General features: G+C 65.4%; 20 protein-coding genes and 1 tRNA gene. 7 read left to right on the top strand and 14 right to left on the bottom strand.

The genetic code is table 11. The features are described from left to right. Window positions 1-6 precede the first annotated feature (6 nt). From ggt to rsmD, 5 genes are all read right to left on the bottom strand, one after another. A complete protein-coding gene (ggt, locus tag AC3QL3_RS05715) occupies window positions 7-1701 on the bottom strand; it encodes a gamma-glutamyltransferase (RefSeq protein WP_492897378.1) in 1695 nt (564 codons plus the stop codon). Between the two features lie 15 nt (window positions 1702-1716). Then, complete coding sequence (locus tag AC3QL3_RS05710) at window positions 1717-1980, bottom strand: YfhL family 4Fe-4S dicluster ferredoxin (protein WP_492897377.1); 264 nt, start codon at window positions 1978-1980, stop codon at window positions 1717-1719. 103 nt (window positions 1981-2083) lie between these two features. Then, window positions 2084-2593 carry a hypothetical protein gene (locus AC3QL3_RS05705; RefSeq protein WP_492897376.1) on the bottom strand — a complete coding sequence of 170 codons (510 nt, stop codon included), beginning with the start codon at window positions 2591-2593 and terminating at the stop codon, window positions 2084-2086. An 11-nt stretch (window positions 2594-2604) separates the two neighbouring features. Beyond that, on the bottom strand, window positions 2605-3108 hold the full coding sequence (gene coaD, locus AC3QL3_RS05700) for a pantetheine-phosphate adenylyltransferase (RefSeq protein ID WP_492898872.1): 504 nt from the start codon (window positions 3106-3108) through the stop codon (window positions 2605-2607). Window positions 3109-3143: 35 nt separating this feature from the next. Beyond that, a complete protein-coding gene (gene rsmD / locus AC3QL3_RS05695; protein ID WP_492897375.1) occupies window positions 3144-3749 on the bottom strand; it encodes a 16S rRNA (guanine(966)-N(2))-methyltransferase RsmD in 606 nt (201 codons plus the stop codon). 67 nt (window positions 3750-3816) lie between these two features. Here rsmD and ftsY point away from each other — a divergent pair, with 67 nt between their 5' ends. Genes ftsY through AC3QL3_RS05675 form a run of 4 tightly spaced genes read left to right on the top strand, consistent with a single transcriptional unit; the run spans window position 3817 to window position 6953 of the window. After that, window positions 3817-4956 carry a signal recognition particle-docking protein FtsY gene (gene ftsY, locus AC3QL3_RS05690; RefSeq protein ID WP_492898870.1) on the top strand — a complete coding sequence of 380 codons (1140 nt, stop codon included), beginning with the start codon at window positions 3817-3819 and terminating at the stop codon, window positions 4954-4956. Continuing rightward, on the top strand, window positions 4949-5614 hold the full coding sequence (locus AC3QL3_RS05685) for an AsmA family protein (RefSeq protein WP_492897374.1): 666 nt from the start codon (window positions 4949-4951) through the stop codon (window positions 5612-5614). Before ftsY ends, AC3QL3_RS05685 begins: the two co-directional genes overlap by 8 nt. Continuing rightward, window positions 5611-6684 (top strand): A/G-specific adenine glycosylase, encoded by a 1074-nt coding sequence (gene mutY, locus AC3QL3_RS05680; protein ID WP_492897373.1) that lies wholly within the window; start codon window positions 5611-5613, stop codon window positions 6682-6684. Before AC3QL3_RS05685 ends, mutY begins: the two co-directional genes overlap by 4 nt. Continuing rightward, on the top strand, window positions 6681-6953 hold the full coding sequence (locus tag AC3QL3_RS05675; RefSeq protein WP_492897372.1) for an oxidative damage protection protein: 273 nt from the start codon (window positions 6681-6683) through the stop codon (window positions 6951-6953). The genes mutY and AC3QL3_RS05675 overlap by 4 nt, the downstream gene beginning before the upstream one ends. Before the next feature lie 42 nt (window positions 6954-6995). Here the strand turns inward: AC3QL3_RS05675 and AC3QL3_RS05670 are convergent, their stop codons facing one another. From AC3QL3_RS05670 to AC3QL3_RS05655, 4 genes are all read right to left on the bottom strand, one after another. Continuing rightward, the gene (locus AC3QL3_RS05670; RefSeq protein WP_492897371.1) at window positions 6996-7421 is read right to left on the bottom strand and encodes a DUF6491 family protein; all 426 of its coding nucleotides are present in this window, start codon (window positions 7419-7421) and stop codon (window positions 6996-6998) included. A gap of 281 nt (window positions 7422-7702) precedes the next feature. Further along, window positions 7703-8125: a DUF6491 family protein gene (locus AC3QL3_RS05665; protein ID WP_492897370.1), complete on the bottom strand. Its 423-nt coding sequence runs from the start codon at window positions 8123-8125 to the stop codon at window positions 7703-7705. A 65-nt stretch (window positions 8126-8190) separates the two neighbouring features. Then, a complete protein-coding gene (locus tag AC3QL3_RS05660) occupies window positions 8191-10587 on the bottom strand; it encodes a M56 family metallopeptidase (RefSeq protein ID WP_492897369.1) in 2397 nt (798 codons plus the stop codon). Continuing rightward, entirely contained in the window at window positions 10577-10966 is a 390-nt protein-coding gene (locus AC3QL3_RS05655) for a BlaI/MecI/CopY family transcriptional regulator (protein WP_492897368.1), read from the bottom strand. Before AC3QL3_RS05655 ends, AC3QL3_RS05660 begins: the two co-directional genes overlap by 11 nt. 167 nt (window positions 10967-11133) lie before the next feature. On the opposite strand from AC3QL3_RS05655, the gene AC3QL3_RS05650 reads away from it, so the two are divergent. Further along, window positions 11134-11209: transfer RNA gene (locus AC3QL3_RS05650), tRNA-Phe, on the top strand. A 616-nt stretch (window positions 11210-11825) separates the two neighbouring features. Here AC3QL3_RS05650 and AC3QL3_RS05645 read toward each other — a convergent pair. The 3 genes from AC3QL3_RS05645 to AC3QL3_RS05635 form a co-directional block, all read right to left on the bottom strand. Further along, window positions 11826-12122 carry a 2-hydroxyacyl-CoA dehydratase gene (locus tag AC3QL3_RS05645; protein ID WP_492897367.1) on the bottom strand — a complete coding sequence of 99 codons (297 nt, stop codon included), beginning with the start codon at window positions 12120-12122 and terminating at the stop codon, window positions 11826-11828. A 292-nt stretch (window positions 12123-12414) separates the two neighbouring features. Then, a complete protein-coding gene (locus AC3QL3_RS05640) occupies window positions 12415-13149 on the bottom strand; it encodes a LytR/AlgR family response regulator transcription factor (protein ID WP_492897366.1) in 735 nt (244 codons plus the stop codon). Further along, window positions 13150-14250, bottom strand: coding sequence for a sensor histidine kinase (locus AC3QL3_RS05635; protein WP_492897365.1), 1101 nt, complete (start codon window positions 14248-14250; stop codon window positions 13150-13152). A 249-nt stretch (window positions 14251-14499) separates the two neighbouring features. Between AC3QL3_RS05635 and AC3QL3_RS05630 the strand changes: the two genes are divergently transcribed. Next, on the top strand, window positions 14500-14937 hold the full coding sequence (locus AC3QL3_RS05630) for a nuclear transport factor 2 family protein (protein ID WP_492897363.1): 438 nt from the start codon (window positions 14500-14502) through the stop codon (window positions 14935-14937). A gap of 178 nt (window positions 14938-15115) precedes the next feature. Here the strand turns inward: AC3QL3_RS05630 and AC3QL3_RS05625 are convergent, their stop codons facing one another. Both AC3QL3_RS05625 and AC3QL3_RS05620 read right to left on the bottom strand, forming a co-directional pair. Then, window positions 15116-16735, bottom strand: a complete 1620-nt coding sequence (locus AC3QL3_RS05625; protein WP_492897362.1) for a putative bifunctional diguanylate cyclase/phosphodiesterase — start codon at window positions 16733-16735, stop codon at window positions 15116-15118. A gap of 785 nt (window positions 16736-17520) precedes the next feature. Continuing rightward, a complete protein-coding gene (locus AC3QL3_RS05620; protein WP_492897361.1) occupies window positions 17521-17793 on the bottom strand; it encodes a DUF2845 domain-containing protein in 273 nt (90 codons plus the stop codon). Between the two features lie 253 nt (window positions 17794-18046). Between AC3QL3_RS05620 and AC3QL3_RS05615 the strand changes: the two genes are divergently transcribed. Further along, window positions 18047-18295, top strand: coding sequence for a hypothetical protein (locus tag AC3QL3_RS05615; RefSeq protein WP_492897359.1), 249 nt, complete (start codon window positions 18047-18049; stop codon window positions 18293-18295). Window positions 18296-18568: the final 273 nt, after the last annotated feature.

The following is an 18568-nucleotide window of genomic DNA, read 5'->3' as shown; positions in this document are numbered from 1 at the left end:
ATCCGGCTAGCGAACCACCGCGCTGCCCGAATCGCCGCGTGGATCGGACCCCGCCGCCATCGTGCCGGTCTTCTTGTCCCAGCTGACCGCGTTCATGAAGCCCCAGCGGCGTTCCGATTCGTTGACCTTGTGCCCCATCGCTTCCAGCGCCTTCACTTCGTCGGGCGTGAACGCACCGCGCTCGACCGAGATCACGTCGGGCAGGTACTGATGGTGATAGCGCGGATTGGCGACGAATTTTTCCGGCGACTCGCCGTCGATGAAGGCCAGGACGCCTTCCAGCACCATCGTGATGATGCGGCTGCCGCCGGGCGTGCCGATCACGCCGAGCTTGTCGGCGCCGATGACGAAGCTCGGCGTCATCGACGACAGCGGCCGGCTGCCGGGGCGCGGTGCGTTGCGGTCGTTGCCGACCAGACCGAACGCGTTCGGCTTGCCGGCGACCAGGGCGAAGTCGTCCATCTCGTCGTTCAGCACGAAGCCGGTGCCGGGCACGACGAAGCCGGAGCCGAAGATCAGATTGACCGTTTGCGTCGCGGAGACCAGGTTGCCGTCGCGATCGACGATCGAGAAATGCGTCGTGTGTGTGCCCTGCGCCGATGCCAGATACGGCGGCAGCAGGTCGCTCGGCGTGGCCTTGTCGGGATGGATCGACGCGCGCAAGCCGGCCGCGTAGTCGGCGCTCATCAGCTGCGCGATCGGCATCGCGACGAAATCCGGATCGCCCAAGTATTCGGCGCGGTCGCGATAGGCGCGGCGCATGGCTTCGACGGTCAGGTGCACGCGATGCACGCGATCGAGTTTGCCCAGATCGTAGCCGCCGAGAACATTGAGCATCTCGGCCAGCGCGATGCCGCCCGAGGACGGCGGCGGCGCGGTGACGATGCGCCAGCCGCGATAATCGAACGCGAGCGGCGCACGTTCCTTGGCTTCGTACTTGGCCAAGTCGTCCAGCGTCCAGTTGCCGCCGGCCGCACGCACGCCGTCGACCAGGGTCTTGGCGAGATCGCCGCGATAGAAGCCGTCGTTGCCGTGCTCGGCGATGCGCTCGAGCACGCGCGCGAGATCGGGCGACTTGAACGTCCAGCCGGCCTTCGGCGCTTCGCCATCAACCAGATACAACGCGGCTGCCGCCGGATAGCGTGCGATGACGTCCTTGCGCATCGCCAGCTCCTTGAGGAAGCGGCCATCGGGCTTGAAGCCGTTGCGCGCGATGCGGATCGCCGGCGCCAGCGATTTGGACAGCGGCAACTTGCCGTAGTGTTTCGCCAGCCAGACCAAGCCGGCCGGCTCGCCCGGAATCGCCGCCGACAGCGGCCCGTTGGTCGCGTGGTCGCGATCGGGCTCGCCGTTGGCGTCGAGATAGAACTTCGAATCGACCGCCGCCGGCGCCGTTTCGCGCGCGTCGATCATCACGTCCTTGCCGTCGCTGGCGCGATGCAGGAGAAACAGCCCGCCGCCGCCGATGCCCGAGCTCTGCGGCTCGACCACCGACAGTGCCGCCGCCACCGCGACTGCGGCATCGAACGCGTTGCCGCCGCCGGCGAGTACTTCAAAACCGGCCTCGGTCGCCAGCGTGTGCGCGCTCGCGATTGCCGCACGCGGCGCCTTGTCGGCCGCCTGCGCTGCGGCGCAGACGAAAATCAGGGCCGCCGTCACGGCGCAGAAGCCGCGCACGCGCTTCATGTCAGGGTTCTCCATTTCGATCCTCCTTGATCACGGCTCAGGGACTTTGTGCCGGGTCAAGTCTTCGAACTTGAGCAGCAGCTGCTGGCGCGATTCGGGATGCGCCGGATCGGTGATGATGCATTCGACCGGACACACTTCCACGCACTGCGGCGCATCGTGATGGCCGACGCATTCGGTGCACAGGTTCGGTGCGATTTCGTAGAACTCGGCGCCGAGGCTGATCGCCGCGTTCGGACAGACCGGCTCGCAGACGTCGCAGTTGACGCAGAGTTCGGTGATCTTCAGCGACATGGTAAAGCCGGGATTGAGGACTAGAGACTAGGGATTCGGAGAAAGGATGTGCGGCCTGTGCGGCGCCTATCCAATCCCAAATCCCCAATCTCAAATCCCGGCCTTACTTGGCCTCGACCACGCGCACGTCGGCCGCGGATGCCGCCAGCGCCTGCTTGACCGTCTCGCCGTCGGCGGTCGCGCCGATGAACAGCACGACCACGTCCTTGAACGCACCGGCTTGAGCGTCCTTGAACGCCTCGACCACCAGCTGCGAGGTCGCCGCCGAATCCGGTCCGCCGAACGCCATCATGTTGCCCGGCAGCACGCCGCGCGAGACGGTGGTCTTGACGTTGTCGAGCTGGTTGGCGCGGTCGGCCTTGGCCGCGTCGTCTTCGCCCGCCGGCACGAAGTACATGTACGGGCGGTTGCTCTTCACGCCCTGCATGTTGTCGGTGACCACCGCGCTCAGGTACTGCTTCCACGCGGTCTTGTCGGTCGCATTGGTCGGCAGCGGCACTTTCACCGGCTTCTGCTCGGCGACCGCTTCGGTCTTCTTTTCGCCTTGATCGCAGGCGCTCAGCGCGAAGGTCGCGACGCAGGCGATGAGGAGGATCGAGAGAAACTTGCGCATGGTGTACCTCTTCATGGGTTGGATTTCAGATAGCGCGTCCGCAGCGCTTGTTGCACGGCCGGGTGGACGAACCCGGAAACGTCGCCGCCGAGCCGCGCGATTTCGCGCACCAGCGACGAGGAGATGAAGCTGTATTGTTCGGCCGGCGTCAGGAACAGGGTTTCCGCGGCCGGGATCAGGTGCCGATTCATGCTGGCGAGCTGGAATTCGTATTCGAAGTCGGATACTGCGCGCAGTCCGCGCAGGATCACGCCGGCGCCGATTTCCTCGACGAACTCGGCCAGCAAGACAGAAAAACCGCGCACCTCGACATTGTTCAATCCGGCCAAGGCCGTGCGCGCCAGCGCGATGCGATCGTCCAGACCGAGCGCCGGCCCCTTGGTCGAGCTGTCGGCGACGGCGACCACGATGCGATCGAACAACGGCGCGGCGCGGCTGACCAGATCGATGTGGCCGTTCGTGATCGGGTCGAAGGTACCCGGATAGACCGCGATGCGCGCGCGCTGCTGCGAAATCGCCATTGTTCGGACCCTTGCCGATCGCCAAGCCGTTAGCTTAACGGATCGGCCGGCGAGCGACGATACAAGGCGTAGCGCACGGCGCCGGCATGACCCTCGCGATGCAGCTGCCAGCTGGCCGGCACGGCGAAATCGGCGTCCGCGCCCGCCTCGACGTAGACCTGCGCGGCGGCGCCCAGCCAACCGCCGCGTTCGAGCCGCAGCACCGACTCGCTCCACAAGCCGGCGTCGAACGGCGGATCGAGGAAGACCAGATCGAATGGCGCCGCCGCGGTCGCGGCGAGAAAGCCGAGCGCATCGTCGTTGACGACGCTGGCGCCGGCGACCTTGAGCCGCGCGAGATTATCCTGCAGCAGACGGCACAACTCGCGATCGCGCTCGACGAAGACGCAGCTCGCGGCCCCGCGCGACAGCGCCTCGATGCCGAGCGCACCGGTCCCGGCGTAGAGATCGAGACAGCGGGCGCCGTCGATCATCGGCGCCAGCCAGTTGAACAGTGTCTCGCGCACGCGATCGGGCGTGGGGCGCAAGCCGGGACGATCGGGCACCGCCAGGCGCGAACCGCGCAGGCTGCCGGCGACGATGCGCAAGCTGCCGGCTGCCGGCTTGCTGTGAGATTTGCCATGGGGTCGGGTCATCGTGAACTTCGTGTCCGGGACGCGGGTGTTAGCATTGACGGCTCGCATTCTCGCCCGTTCGCTCGCGATGCTGAAGTTCTGGAAAAAGAAAAAGCCGGCGGAGGAAGCGCCGACGCAAGACGCGCCCGCCGCCGACGCTCCGCTCGAAGCAACGCCGATGCCGGTGGCCGAGCCGCTCGCTGGCGAGGCCGAAGTTGCGACCGAGCCGGCGCAGCCGGCCGCGATCGAAGCGGCCGCGCTGCAAGAACCCGTCACGCCGCCGCCGGAAGCAGCAGCCGCCGCGCCGGTCAAGCGCTCCTGGCGCGAGCGCCTGGCCGGCAGCGGCTTCGCGCGCGGACTGTCGTCGCTGTTCACGCGCAATCCGGTGCTCGACGATGCCTTTCTCGACGAACTCGAAACCTGCCTGATCACCGCCGACGTCGGCGTCGCCGCGGCGACCGAGCTGGTCGAAAAATTTCGCACGCGGGTCGGCCGGCGCGAATTCGCCGATGCTTCCGCCCTGCTCGCCGCGTTGCGCGAAGAACTGGTCGCACGCTTGAAGCCGGTGGAGCAGCCGCTCGAGGTCGGCGGCCGCAAGCCGTTCGTGCTGTTGATGGTCGGCGTCAACGGCGTCGGCAAGACCACCACGATCGGCAAGCTCGCGCATCGCTTCCGCAGCGAGGGCCGCTCGGTGCTGCTCGCCGCCGGCGACACCTTCCGCGCCGCCGCAGTCGAACAGCTGCAGACCTGGGGCACGCGCAACGGCGTCGCCGTGGTCGCGCAAGGCTCGGGCGCGGATTCGGCCAGCGTCATCTTCGATGCGCTGCAGACCGCGCGCTCGCGCGGCATCGAAGTGCTGATCGCCGACACCGCCGGCCGCCTGCACACCCAGTCGGGTCTGATGGACGAGTTGGCCAAGATCCGCCGCGTACTCGGCAAGCTCGACGCCGACGCGCCGCACGAAGCCTTGCTGGTTATCGACGGCACCACCGGCCAGAACGCGATCAGCCAGGTGCGCCAGTTCCAGCAAGCGATCGGCGTCAGCGGCCTGGTCGTGACCAAGCTCGACGGCACTGCCAAAGGCGGCGTCGTGTTCGCGCTGGCGCGCGAGTTCGGACTGCCGATCCGCTACGTCGGCCTCGGCGAAGGCGCGCAAGACCTGCGCGCGTTCGATGCGGCGGCCTTCGTCGACGGACTCCTGCCCGCTAGCCTCGGCGGCAATGGCTGAAACCACCGCGAAGCCGCGCCGACGCCGCTGGCCGTGGCTGCTGCTGGCGCTGGCTCTGCTCGGTGCGATCGGCGCGTTCGCGCTGTATCGCTACACGCGCGTCGAGCGACTGACGGCGCTGCTGCTCGAACAAGCGCGCACGCAGTTCGGGCTCGATCTCACCGTCGCCGGCAACGCCGGCTTTGGCTTCGTGCCGAAGCTGCATTTGCTGTTGCCCAAGCCGAGTCTGAAGGCGGCCGACGGTATTTTGCTTGAAGCCGACTCGATCGAAGCGATGGTGCCGTGGCGCAGCCTGTGGAGCGATCGCATCGAGATCGAACGCATCGACATCCGACGGCCGCAGCTCGACTTCGACGCGCTCTCGCGCTGGCTGGCCGCGCGACCCGCCGGCGGCGCCGCGCCGGACGTGCGTTTCGCGCTCGCGGTGCACGACGCCAGCCTGCTCGCTTCCGGCAAGACCATTGCCAGCGGCTTGAACCTGCAGTTCGCCAACGGCGGCGATCTCGCCGCCTGGCTGGCGCAGGTGCGTGCAGCGAACGCGAGCCTGTTGCCGCCCTTATCCGGTTCGGCGCAAGCCGAAGCCGTGCAGATCGGCGCGACGCGCATCGAAGGGCTGCGCATCGAAGCGCGCGAGAACGACGCCGAGCCATCGCCGTGAGCGAGAGCCTCGCCAGCACCGACACCTTCGCCCCGGCCCTGCTCGCCTGGTACGACCGCCACGGCCGCAAAGACCTGCCGTGGCAGCGCGAGCGCACCGCCTATCGCGTCTGGCTCAGCGAGGTCATGCTGCAGCAGACGCAAGTACGCACCGTGATTCCGTACTTCGAGCGCTTCGTCGATGCGCTGCCGACATTGCCGGCGCTCGCCGCGGCAGCGCCGGATCGGGTGCTCGCGCTGTGGTCCGGGCTCGGTTACTACAGCCGTGCGCGCAACCTGCATCGCAGCGCGCAGATTTGCGTCGCCGAGCACGGCGGCGAGCTGCCGCGCACGCTCGATGCGCTGTCCGCCCTGCCCGGCATCGGCCGCTCGACCGCGGCGGCGATCCTGGCGCAGACCTGGGGCGAGCGCCACGCGATCCTCGACGGCAACGTGCGCCGCGTACTCGCGCGCCGGCACGGCTTGCGTGGCTGGCCCGGCGAGAGCGCCACGCAACGCGAGCTATGGCTTCTCGCCGAAGCGCACACGCCGCACGAACGCGTCGCCGACTACACCCAAGCGATCATGGATCTCGGCGCGACCTTGTGCGTGCGAGCCCGGCCGCACTGCACGCGTTGTCCGGCCGCGCATGATTGCGTCGCTCTGCGCGAAGGCCTCACCGCCGAACTGCCTGCGCGCAAGCCGCAGCGCGCGAAGCCGACACGCGCGACGACCATGCTGATCGTGCGCGACGCGCACGCGCGCGTGCTGCTCGAGCGGCGTCCGCCGGTCGGCGTCTGGGCCGGGTTGTGGAGCTTGCCGGAAGTCGACGAGGCGAGCGACGCCGCGCAGCGCCTGCGCGAGCGTTACGCCGTGCGCGCCGGCGACGGCATCGCGCTGACGCCGTTCCTGCACAGCTTCAGCCACTATCATCTGCAGATCACGCCGCTCCTGCTCGAACCCGCGCTGCCGTTGGCGCGCGTCGCCGAAACGGCGGACCGCGCCTGGTACGGCGCGGCCGAATTGCAATCGCTCGGGCTGCCGGCGCCGGTGCGCAAGCTGCTCGACACTTTGAACGAGGAAATCCGATGACGCGCATGGTCCATTGCGTGAAGCTCGAGCGCGAAGCGGAAGGTCTCGCCTTCGCACCCTGGCCCGGCGAGCTCGGGCGACGCATCTACGAGCAGGTTTCCAAACAAGCCTGGCAGGACTGGCTCTCGCATCAGACCATGCTGATCAACGAGAACCGCCTGAACCCGCTCGATGCGAAGACGCGCGCGTTCATCGCCGCGGAAATGGAGAAGTACTTTTTCGGCGGCGGCTCGGACAAGCCCTCCGGCTACGTCGCGCCGGAGGGCTGAGCGCGTACCTCTGTCGGCCGGCGGCGTCTCGCCTCTGCCCGCTCAGTAGTAAGGATTCGCCAAGCCGTCCTTGCGCATGCGTGCGTAGTCGATCGACTGGATGTCGGCGATCCGGCAGGACATGGCGCCGGCGAGCACGTCGTCTTTTCCGCGCACGACTTCGTAGTTGGACTGGCGGCGAGTGAAGAGCACGTCGCCGACCCACTGCAGGCGCTGACAAGGCGCTTCCGTGGTCACCAGATAGGCTTTCTCGCGCGACATTCGCACCAGAACCTTGTCCGGTCCGATCGGCCAGGCGCGGTAGTTGAAACGATCGAGCGGCCGATCGTATTCGATCTTCTCCACGCTCCCTTGCAGATAGGGAACGTAACGATCGAGATTCTTCTTCATGACCTCCAGCGTAGCCGCCTGCGCGCTGCCGACCAGCAGCATCGCCGCGCACGACAAACCTGCAATCGGGCTTCTCATCGCGACTCTCCTTCGTTCGGGTTCATCGACGACGGTGCGGGAATCGGCTTCCGCGTAGCCAAGATCGTCGCTCGGTTCGCACTACGGCCCTGACAGACAAGCGGCCGCATCGCGAATCGCCACGTGACATTCCGACAGGCGCAACCGTCACGCGCATCCTGCTCCCGCCCCCTTCCGCGCGCAACGAGAGGCCGGTTACGCGGCATGAAGAAAACTTCATTCGCGCGATGCGATGGAAAAGCCTCGATCGGGTCGCGCGCCGAGAAGGAGCGCGAGCGATCTCAGCGGTCGGAGTCCGCAGCGGCGCCCGCTTTCTCAGCGTCCTTCTGCATGCGCTTGTAGTCGATCGGCTGGATCTCGGCGATGCGGCAACGCTCGTGATCGGCGACGACCGCATCCATGCGGCGCATGACGGTGTGGCTGGCTTGTGAGGTGACGCCGATGTCGTTCGCCAACTGCAACTGCGTGCACGGCGCCTCGACGGTGAGCAAATAGGCGTCGTTGATCGTCGTCCACACCACGACCTTGTCCGGCCCGACCAATTGCCACTTTTGCATGGACCAGAACTTGAACTGCGGCACCGAGCTCTGCAGGTAAGGCGTGAAGCGTTCGAGATTGCGCGTCTGCGTTTCCGGCGTATCCGCCTGCACGCTGCCGGCCACCAGCATCAGGCCGCCCAACGCAGTCGAGAACAGATATTTCATCGTTATTCTCCGTGGGATTGCCTTGCTAGGACGGTGGCCGCAGGCGTTTCGACGCAGACCGCGACTCAGCTCGCGTCGCGATCCAGCGCGCGCTCGGCCGCACCGCGGTCGCTGTCGGACAGGCGGCGCGCCACACCGCGATAGCGCTCGACCAGATCGGCGTCGCGCGGCATCACCTTCGCCAGCGCGACCAGCACCTCGCGGCATTCATGGTCGGAGCCGATGCGATCGGCCACGTCGAGCACGCCGCTCGAGCCGAGCTTGCCGAATTTCGGTGCATGCAACAGCGCCATCAGGGCCTCGCGCTGCTCGTAGTCCGAACCGATGCCGCCGGCCGCCTTGGCATAAGCGGCTGCGATGCGCTCGCTGTCGCCGACACGGCGGATTACCGCCACCAAGAGTTCGCGCCGCTCGTAATCCGAGCTGATCGAATTGCTCGCCGCGATGATCTCGGCCAGGATGGCATCGTCGACCGCACCGGCGTCGAGCAGAGCGCCGAGCGCGCGGCGGCGTTCGTAGTCGGAGCTGACCTTCTCGGCCGCGCCGACCCAGGCCTTGCGCAGTTCCGGCTTCGCCGCCAAGCGCGGCAGTATGCCGATCAGCAATTCGGTGCGCTCGTAGTCCGAGTCGATCTTCTGCGCCATGCCGATCACGAGTTTCTGCTGCGACTCGTCGAACGGCGCCACAGCGGCCAGCGCGGACAGCGCGTTGCGGCGCTCGTAGTCGGAATCGAGCCCTTCGATCACTTGCAGCGCACGCGTGACCTCGGCCGGAGCCAGCTTGCCGAGCGTGAACAATTGCTCGAGGTAGATGCGCCGCGCATAGCCCGATTCGATGTGCGCGATCTCGTCGAACACGGCGGATGCGCCGCCTTTCGCGTGGATGCGCTTCACGCGCGCCTCGGCGCCAAGCGCGGTGTCACGGATCACGTTCAGAATCAACACCGAGACCCAGGCGCGGCCGGCATCGTCGAGCGGCTGCTCGTCGTCGTCGACGAAGTAACGCTGACTGAGCTTGCCGTCGCGCATGCGGTACTCGATGCGGTGCTCGCTGCCTTTGTTGGATTCGGAGAAGCTGGCGCTGCCGCCTTCGCTGAGGCTTTCCACCCCGTCTTCGCGCTCGTTGAAGACGATCTTGCCCTTGATCTGCACGTCGAGCTGGTGATCGCCGTCGCCGGTCTTGACGCTGGTGTACTCGCGCCTGCTGCCTTTGTCGTTGGTTTCGCCGGAAATGTGCACGTGTGTATTGCTGCTCGACAGCTTCGCAGGCTTGGCCGGCGCAGCCGGTGCCGCCGGCGCGGCCGGCGAAGCGGGCGGCGAAGGCGGCGCCGATTGCGCGATCGCCGCGCCGAACCCGGGCAGCAGGAAGCTGGCCATCGCCAGTGCGAACATCGCGGCGGCGGCGGCGCGCGCACGCGACAGCGTGGTATCCATCGGTGCATCTCCGATCAGGTAGTCGATACGTTGCAGAAGAGACGATTCGCGCTGCGCCATGCCCGGCACCAGCGCGCTTTCGAAGTTGCCGAGACGGCGTTCGGCGCACTCGGCCAGACACTCCGCCAGCGAGCGGCCGTCGCCGAGATGGCGCGCGGCCCAGGCGTCGCAGGCGAGCTCGGCGGATTCGTCCAGCCGCCGCCGCGCGAGTCTGGCCAACGGCAAGAACCAGAGTACGGCGCACCACGCCGTGGTCAGCAGCTTCCACCACGGATCGCGCCGCGACAGATGCGCGACCTCGTGCGCGAGCATCGCGCGCAGCTGCTCGCGATCGAGCAGCTCGACCGCCCAGCGCGGCAATACGATGCGATCGGAGCCGACGGCGATGGGACTGGCGAGATCGTCGAGCACGGACAGTCGCGGCGGCGCGGTATGCCCCTGGATCGCCAGCGCTGCGGCATCGGTTGCGATCGCCGCGCTGCGCAGCGGCTCGGCACGCGCGAGCATGCGCGCCAAGTTGCGCCAGGCCAGGCCCAGGCGCGCGAGCGCGAGCACGGTGCCGGCGAGCCAGGCGGCGAGCAGCAAGGTCTGCCACGAGGGCCATGCCGTAGTCGTGCGCATCGATGATTTCTGCGCGGAGCCGGCCGCCGTACGCGAAAGTTCCGATTCCGCCGCAGAACGCTCGGCGGCAGTCGAGGGCGCAGCCACTTCGGACGCCACGGCGACAACCGCATTCGACCCTATGGCGCGATCGAGCGCCGCGGCGGCGCCTTGCGGCGTTGCTTCGAGGCTGTCCGAGTCCTGCACGGACTGCAGCGGCAGGCTGAAACGCAGCGGTGTCGACGCGTTCGAAACGGCTTGCACGCCGGCGGTCAGTGCCGCCCCGAACAAGGCGACGCGCCAGAGCAGCTCGCGCCAAGCCGAACGGCTGCGCAGCTTGCCGCGGTCGAGCGCCCAGGCGAGCGCGAGCAAGACGCCGGCGTGCACGACGAAGGTGAGCAGGACCGCAACGATCGTTTCAGTTCGCATCACCGCCTCCACGCGCCAGACGCCGCCTGACCTTGGTCAGATCGCCGGGCGCGATTTCCGATTCCTCCACCAGATGCGCGACCAGCTGGCGCGCATCGCCGGCGAACAAAGAGCCGACCAGGTCGGCGACCATCGAGCGCCGCACAGCGGTCTCGTCGACCAGGGCGCGATAGAACAACTGACGACCATCACGGCGCTGCGCGACGACGCCGCGCTTCTCCAGCCGCGTCAACAACGTCGCCACGGTGGTGTGCTTGAGGCCGCGCGCGTCGGCCAGCTCCCCCGCCACCTCGGCCGTGCTCGTCTCCCCGCGCTGCCACAGCACGCGCATCAGCGCGATCTGCAGCTCGCTCAAACTCACGTCTCGCGTCTTGCCCATGCCGCGCCGGCCTCTACGGATGTCGTACTACATTTGTAGTAGAAGATCGCGCCGCCCGCAACGGGCCGGAAGTCATGCTCCGCCCCTGCTTGACGAAATCCGGGCCCGCGGCTCTAATACGCGGCCCCGCTGCGGCCGCCCTCCGGTCGCACGCAAGCAGCACGCATGGCCGGGTAGCTCAGTTGGTAGAGCAGGGGATTGAAAATCCCCGTGTCGGCGGTTCGATTCCGTCCCCGGCCACCATTTCAGCGTCTGGCGATGTCCGAGGACGTCCACGCAAGACGCGAAAACAGCCTGAAATAAGCCCTTCCGCGTCCGGCGATGTCCTTGGACGTACGGTGGCATCCGGCGGAAATGTGAATAGCATCGTGAGTATGTCGGCAGACTCGCCAGCCCCTACTCATTACTTTGGGGATCCTCAGCGTATTGACGGACACGAACTATCTTCTGGCTATCCGTGTCGGCATGCTATGGATCGGTGCGCTCGGTCATACAAGCCGCACCGACGAACGCTCTAGGGGGCGACCATGCGGAACTTCGTCACACGGGTGCTAGCCGGGTTCTTCGCCCTTGGAGGAGCAATTTCGCTCTTTCTCATCATGTACAACCTGACCGTTAACAACATCCAGATCCTCGGCACTAACGGTAGCTTGGCCGTTGTCGTGCCGGGCACGATATGGGCGGGATGGATATTCGGAGCGTACGCACTAGGCTTCAAAACGCCCGTCGATCGGTACCTATCGAAGGACAGGCAATAACCAATTGAATCTTCGATTGAGATTCATTCCTTCTGTTGCTGGACGATCGCCAGGAATTCCTCGTCCGTCATAGGTGAGCGATCGGTCGCCGTTCTGACGAGCTACTCGATCGTAGTCTTTGCGGCTCTCGTGCGACGCTTCCGCCCGCCTTCCTGCTCTGCGATGAGCTTTTGCAGGTAAGTAACGCCCTCCTCTTCCGGAAAGAATGCAATCACATGAGCGACGGTCAGCTTGTAGCGCTTCCGCAGGTCCAGAAACTCCGCCCTCGCTTGCCGCATACGGCTTTCTTTGGAGTCGGGCTCAGACGCTCCCGCTTCGACTTTCTGCGCGTCACTCTTGCGATCGAGCGCTGCTAGCTCTTGTTGAAATTGGCGGAAGTCGTAGTTGCTTTGGTTCATGCGGCGTTAGGTTCGCGAGTAGGAAGGCAGGCGCTCGACCACTGATCGGAGCGCATGGCTTCCGGCAGATCTGGCACGGGCGCGAATGGTATTACCATTTTGACTAAGGCCCCACACCGGCGTGCCACCCGCGAGAGTGAGCAGTGGCTGGCCCTCAGCGCTTCTCCAACACCGTCTCGGCAAACCAGTCGCGCTACTTTCGCTAGCCCGCTAGGCGTCGGCGGAGCGATAGTTGGTACAACGATGTTGATCCCTACGGGTGGCGGCACCGGGAATCAGCACATTCCACGCTTCAGCCACGCTCCCCCATCGCCCCCATCCGTTCCTGGAAACGCTTACGAAACCGACGGCTCAACTGCAGCCGAACCTGCGAGTGCAAGGCGACCTCATACTCGCCGCTGCGCTGCAGTTCGAGTCCGCGGACTTTTTCGCAGTTCACGATGACCGAGCGGTGGATGCGGACGAAGGTTCTCTCGTCCAATTCCTGCTCGAGTGCCTGCAGGCTTCGACGCACGATGTGCGTGTCGTTGCCGACGTGCAGGCACGCGTAGTAGTTCGCCGCTTCGATCCAATCCACGTCCGATGTGTTCACGAAAAGCGTCTGCCCGCGGTTTTTGACCACGAGTTGGGTGATCGAACGGCGCGCGTGCGTCGGTTCGAGCGCCAACCGGTTCTTGGCTCGCTGCAGGGCGCGATCGAAGCGCGCGTCGTCGAACGGCTTCAACAGATAGTCGAGCGCGCCGGCGTCGAACGCACGCAGCGCGTATTCGTCATAGGCGGTCACGAAGATGACGGCCGCCGGCATGTCGTGTCCCATCAGCTCCAGCACGTCGAAGCCGTCGCATTCGGGCATCTGGACGTCGAGGAACAAGAGGTCCGGCCGCGTGCGCCTCATCTCGTCGATCGCTTCCTGACCCGAACCGCATTCGACGACCGCGCCGATATCGGCATCGCGTTGCAGCAACACCACCAGGCTGCGCCGCGCCATCGCCTCGTCGTCGACCACTAGGGCGCGCAAGGCCGCCACTCAGGCCTCCTGCAACGGCAGCGTCACCACGACTTCGACGCCATCGGCACCGGCGCTTTTGAGCACCAGGCCGGACCGGTCGCCGTGCAGAATCTGCAGACGGGTTCGGAGATTGCCCAGGCCGACGCCGCTGCGCGTCGCATCGAGATCTTCCTGCGAGCACGGGCCGTCGTTGGACACGCTCAGCCGAAGCATGCCGTCGCTGGCGCTGCCGGTGACCCTTACCGTGCCGCCGGCCAGGCGCTTGGAGATTCCATGCTTGATGGCGTTCTCGACCAGGGGTTGCAGCAGCAGGTTCGGTACCTTCGAGTGAAGCAATCCGTCGGCGATGTCGAGGTTCACGCGCAAACGATCGCCGAAGCGGAGCTGCTGGATATCGAGATAGCGCTGCAGATACTCCACCTCTTCGGCCAAGCTCACCTGCGCTCGGTGCGAGCTCTCCGTCGCGCGACGCAGGAATTCGCTCAATCCCACGATCATGTTGACCGCGGTGTCGTTGCGCCGATCGCGCACGAGCCCGGCGATCGCGTTGAGCGTGTTGTACATGAAGTGCGGTTCCAGCTGCTTGCGCAGCGCCGTGAGCTGCGCCTTGGACAGCTCTTCATTGAGACGAGCAGCTTCCGTCATCTGGCGAGCGATGCGGTCGCGCGCGTCCACCAGATACGTCACGGTCAGGATCAGCGCGTAGGCGATGGCGAACGTGAACACCTGGTAGACGAGCGACTTGCTCCAGGTATCGGCGAACGTGGGCCAGCGCTTGTTCCCCCACGGGTTGAACAGCACCTGCAGCCACGCAGACCACATCTCGACGATCACGCTGATGGTGGCGAACGCAACGAGATGCACGACGATCGCGCGCACGCTGACGCCACGGACCAGCGGATATCGCCGCGCCAACTCGATGATCGCGGGCGTCGCCAGCGCCCACGGCAACCACAAGGCCAGTTCGGTCGCCAGGAGCGGCAGCCAGGAGTGATACCTGCCCTCCACCACGCGCATCACGATCACGTTTTGGCTGGCGTCGAACAGCGCGCACGCGCTCCAGGCCGCGGCAATCCAGAGCCAACGAGTGCGGCCCGCTTGGGTTCGAAGGTCGATCACGGCCGGTACGATACATCAAGCCAAAACCGGCCAACCCGCGTCATGCAGTGAACGGCGGATGCCGTGCAGCGAGCGGTCTCGCCGCAGCCGCGCACGACTCCTACGCTGGTTTCGACGCTCCGAAGTCGATGGCGCTGCCAGCTCCGCGCCCCGAGCCGAGACCGTCCGCGCGGCAGCCTGGGCGCAGCGCGTTCGATTCGATCCCGCACAGCCAATCGAGAAGGAGATGCGAAGATGAAAAGACTTACTGTGTCGGTACTACTCGCTTCCGTCATCGCCGTTTCGGCCTGGGCCGCCCCGCCGCGAGCGTCCGGTAACTCGTCCGACATCGAAGCCGTCAAGCAGGTCGGGCAGGATATGGGCGATGCCATGATCGCGCTGGACGTCGAGAAGCTCGACCAGATCTTCGGCGACGATTGGATGACGATTGGGCTGACCGGCAGCATCACCAACAAAGAGACGCTCCTGCGCAACATCAAATCCGGCAAGAAGAAGCTCACATGGTTCGAGCTGGGACCGATGGACGTGCAGATCTTCGGCGATGTCGCCCTGGTTCAGGGCGATGTTGCCGAGAAAAGAACCACTGACGGCAAGGAAGTCACCGTCAATCTGGTCTACTCGGACATCTTGAAGAAGCGCGATGGTCGCTGGGTCGTCGTGCGCAGCATGGGTGCGCCGATCGAGTGAGAGGAAGATCGCCGAGCCGCTTCTGCAGCTCCGGGTTTGCGGCGACAAGCAAGGGAAAGAGTAAGGTGCAAACTGTTTCCGGCGCCGGCCTGGTGTCGCTCTCCATGAGCACGGCACAGGCCGGCGAAACGGCTAAATTGCTTCATGCCGCCGATGAGCTCGCTTGTATAGAAGGCATCTAGAAGAAGCCTCCTGCGACGCGCTCGCCGAGCCCGCCGTTACCGGTCGATTTCGCGGAGGCTCCCTCCAACCAAGTATTCGGTACGCTTGCCGTCAGCTCCGAAATCGAAGCCGCCATCGCCCGATCGACGAGCGAACGCGAGAAAGTCTGCAACATCGCCGCCGCATCCACCGGGGCGCTGTATAGATAGCCCTGCGCGGCATAGCAGCCGCGCGCGCGCAGCCAAGCGGCTTGCTCGCGGTTTTCCACGCCCTCTGCGACGACCGGCAAACCGAGCACGTGCGAAATCGCGACGATAGCCGAGGTGATCGGCGTCGATGCACGATGGTCCTTCACGTGCGCAACGAAGGATTTGTCGATCTTCAGGATGTCGGCGTCCAGCCGATCCAGACGCGTGAAGTTCGAGGAACCGGTTCCGAAGTCGTCGATCGCCACCCGCACGCCCATTTGCCGCAGGAGCCTCAAGTTGTCGGCGACGTTTTTGCTGTTGTCGTCGTAGTCGGTCTCGATGAACTCGAGAACGAGCCGCTCTCCTCTCAGCCCCGACGAAATCAGAGCTCGAAGAACGTTGTCGGCGTAACCGATCTCGCGCAGTTCGCGCCCGGAAACATTTACGCTGACGTAAGGCAGTCTCCCGGCGACGCTCGGCCACCTGACCGCCTCGCGGCAGGCTTCGGCAAGCACCCACTGCCCTAGCTCGACGATCGCTCCCGTAAGTTCGGTGTCGGCGATGAAATCGCCGGGATCGATGAGGCCGCGCTTGGGATGGCGCCAACGGATCAGCGCCTCCGCTCCCACTATCTGATTGTCTCCGAGCCGCACGATCGGCTGGAACAGCAAGACGAACTGACCGTCGGCCAATGCTTCACGTATTTGAACGCTGCCGTTGTAGGCGCCCGGATGGCGCACGATGCTTCCCGCGCCACGCCGTCTCGCCATCGACAACGCGGAGGCGGCTCGGCTGGACAAGGTCGAAACGTCGTCGCCCGGCTCCACGATGGCGACTCCGGCACAGCTGCCGCGCCCCTTCTCGACCTGCCCGACCAGCCGCCGCACGCTCGCCTCGCATTCGATCAGCGAACCGGTCGAGCAATAGAACGCGAAGCGCCCGCCGCCGAAATGACCAAACAGCGAACCGGCCGGCAGCAGCGCCTGCCATCGCTGGGCGATTTCCTGCAGCTCTTCGTCCGTGAGCGAACTTCCGGCCTCTCCTTGCGGAGAATGCACGGTATGCAGCCGGCACAACGCCGGCCACGAGCCGTCGCGCACCTTCGAAATTCTGCTCAACTGCTCGTCGAGCAGCCGTTCGAAGCCGCGCTGATTGAGTAAGCCGGTCACGAAATCGCTGTCGACCGCTTCGCGCTGCCGAATGATCCGATGCGAAACCACGGCGGAACCGGCGAGAACTGCGATGACGAAGAAGAGGGAGGCGGACGAAATGTCCGGCACCAGCGTGAGGGCGATCACGTTCACCGCGATCAACGCAGTGGCGTGAAGAATCATCGCAGTAGCGCCAAGAAAGATCGTCGCGTCCAGGATGACCAGAATGGAAGCCATCGCCGCGGCGACCGAGACGTCGCCGCCACCGGTCGCGTAGATGGCGCCGCCGATCAACAAGGTGCCGGCACCTTCGAAGATGTGGTGCCGCCAAGCAGGGCACTTGTTGCCGAGCAAGAATTCCAGCGCGGCGAGAACAATCGTGAAGCCGGCTATCGCTCGCACCAACGGGATGTTGTAGGTAGGCGGAATTTCCGGCAGAAAAGTCGAAGTCAAACCGGCCCCGCCGCCGATGAAGAGCAGGGCCGCGGCAGCGACCTCTCGCGTCCTTTTTTCGCTGTGTGTGGCGAACTGGACGGCACGGAGGCGTTCGAACAGCTGGACGAATTCGATCTTCACTGTGCCCCTCCTCGTTGTCGCCGACGGGATGGAGACGCCATTCGATCGGCGAATGTATAAATCTAAATATACAAATATCTATAATATGAACTACCGCATTGAAACTCGGCACTCGTCGCGATCACTGCAAATAGCGCAGGCAACTAGCCGTTAAATCGTAGAGTCGTCTCAATGCAGTTTTGTGATGATATTCGCAATCTTACGCCTGATCTCGGCGGCCGCCGGATTGGCAAATACATGCGCACGGGTCCTGAGGGCGTCACTTGCCCCCAGCCTCATGCAACATCGACGCGCGGACGGCGCGGCGGAGCTGAGGCGAGATGGGCGGGTCGCAGGAAGATACGGCCGACGCACCGTCCACCTTCGTCGCAAAACGGACTCGCCCGCGCCGCTGTATCGTGCCGACGCGTGAGCTACCCGAGGCCGTAGTCCTCGGCATCGACAGATTCTCGCGAGCGAGGCCCGGTCCATTGCGCGCTCACGCGCAAGGACTTCGCCACCGGAAGCTACCTTCTCTCTACGATCCGCGCGATCTTGCCGTCGCGCACCGTGATCTCGATGGTCTTGCCGTCGCGGTAGTAGTCCCAGCGTTCGCCTTCGGCGCCGCCGTACACGCTCTCGAGCCGCGTGACGAGATTGGGCGTACCCAGCAGCTGGCGCGCCTTGCCCGGCGAATCACCGTCGGTCAGAACCTTGCCCTCGATGCGGATCATGTCCGCGTGAGCGGCGGTCGCGAAAAGCAGGATGGCCGAGATCGCGAAGCGCATGGTGGCGTCCATCGGGTGGCTTAGGTCGAGTGGCTGTACAGAGCCAGCCTGACATCGCCACGGCGCGCCAACAAGCACTCATGCGGCCCCTGATACCTCAATGCGCAGAAACCGATACGCGCCTATCGATGCCGGCTCTTCCTGCGATATCGCTGATCGCGCGCGCGCCATTGGCAGTTTCCTGCCCCACACGTCGTAACCCTCCTCATACGACCCGCGGTGCTCTCGTTCGAGACGGCCGCTTTCGAAGGATCAGGAGATCGCCATGCCCAGCAAGAATGCCGCCAATGACGTGATGGCCGCCGTCGCCATACTCGAGCGCGCCAAGGCCGCTTGTGCGCATCTGTGCTCGGCCGGCCAATTGCGCCGCCGCGACGACTTGCTGCAGCGCGCGCAGCTCGTGCATGCGGTGATCAAATCGCGGGCGCAGTTCAAGGCGCTGCACGAGCGCAGCCTCGAACTGCGAGCCGCGCTCGACCGTTTCAAAGCGCGTCGCGCTGCGATGCAGTCGTGAAGGTACGGTATGGCATGTCGCCGAGGCTCGCGCTCGGCGTGATCGCGGCATCCGCGTTCGTGCTCGCCCTGCTGGTCTGGCTGGAACCGTAACTACGCCGTGCTGCGGTCCGCCTGCTGTCTGGCTATCGCCAACTTTGTCGCGTCGAGGCGACGCGACGCACGCCAAAGCGGGCTGGACGAATAGCGCCGTTTCGTCGCCTCGGGCTTTTCGATCTCGAAGAACCGATCCTGAATACTGAAAATATTCGTGTCCTCGTTCAGCCGAGGATGT

It is taken from the genome of Dokdonella sp. GW821-FHT11D02 (assembly GCF_058808595.1).
Note: the sequence above shows the minus strand (reverse complement) of the source record. Positions and strands in the feature narration are given on the sequence as shown.

Excerpts from the sequence above, each read along its gene's own strand:
- AC3QL3_RS05685 (WP_492897374.1), top strand. The coding sequence starts at position 4,949 with ATGGCTGAAACCACCGCGAAGCCGCGCCGACGCCGCTGGCCGTGGCTG.
- AC3QL3_RS05705 (WP_492897376.1), bottom strand. The coding sequence starts at position 2,593 with ATGCGCAAGTTTCTCTCGATCCTCCTCATCGCCTGCGTCGCGACCTTC.
- ftsY (WP_492898870.1), top strand. The coding sequence starts at position 3,817 with ATGCTGAAGTTCTGGAAAAAGAAAAAGCCGGCGGAGGAAGCGCCGACG.
- AC3QL3_RS05660 (WP_492897369.1), bottom strand. The coding sequence starts at position 10,587 with ATGCGAACTGAAACGATCGTTGCGGTCCTGCTCACCTTCGTCGTGCAC.
- AC3QL3_RS05645 (WP_492897367.1), bottom strand. The coding sequence starts at position 12,122 with ATGAACCAAAGCAACTACGACTTCCGCCAATTTCAACAAGAGCTAGCA.
- AC3QL3_RS05615 (WP_492897359.1), top strand. The coding sequence starts at position 18,047 with ATGCCCAGCAAGAATGCCGCCAATGACGTGATGGCCGCCGTCGCCATA.
- AC3QL3_RS05675 (WP_492897372.1), top strand. The coding sequence starts at position 6,681 with ATGACGCGCATGGTCCATTGCGTGAAGCTCGAGCGCGAAGCGGAAGGT.
- AC3QL3_RS05710 (WP_492897377.1), bottom strand. The coding sequence starts at position 1,980 with ATGTCGCTGAAGATCACCGAACTCTGCGTCAACTGCGACGTCTGCGAG.
- rsmD (WP_492897375.1), bottom strand. The coding sequence starts at position 3,749 with ATGACCCGACCCCATGGCAAATCTCACAGCAAGCCGGCAGCCGGCAGC.
- ggt (WP_492897378.1), bottom strand. The coding sequence starts at position 1,701 with ATGGAGAACCCTGACATGAAGCGCGTGCGCGGCTTCTGCGCCGTGACG.
- AC3QL3_RS05665 (WP_492897370.1), bottom strand. The coding sequence starts at position 8,125 with ATGAAATATCTGTTCTCGACTGCGTTGGGCGGCCTGATGCTGGTGGCC.
- AC3QL3_RS05620 (WP_492897361.1), bottom strand. The coding sequence starts at position 17,793 with ATGGACGCCACCATGCGCTTCGCGATCTCGGCCATCCTGCTTTTCGCG.
- AC3QL3_RS05655 (WP_492897368.1), bottom strand. The coding sequence starts at position 10,966 with ATGGGCAAGACGCGAGACGTGAGTTTGAGCGAGCTGCAGATCGCGCTG.
- AC3QL3_RS05670 (WP_492897371.1), bottom strand. The coding sequence starts at position 7,421 with ATGAGAAGCCCGATTGCAGGTTTGTCGTGCGCGGCGATGCTGCTGGTC.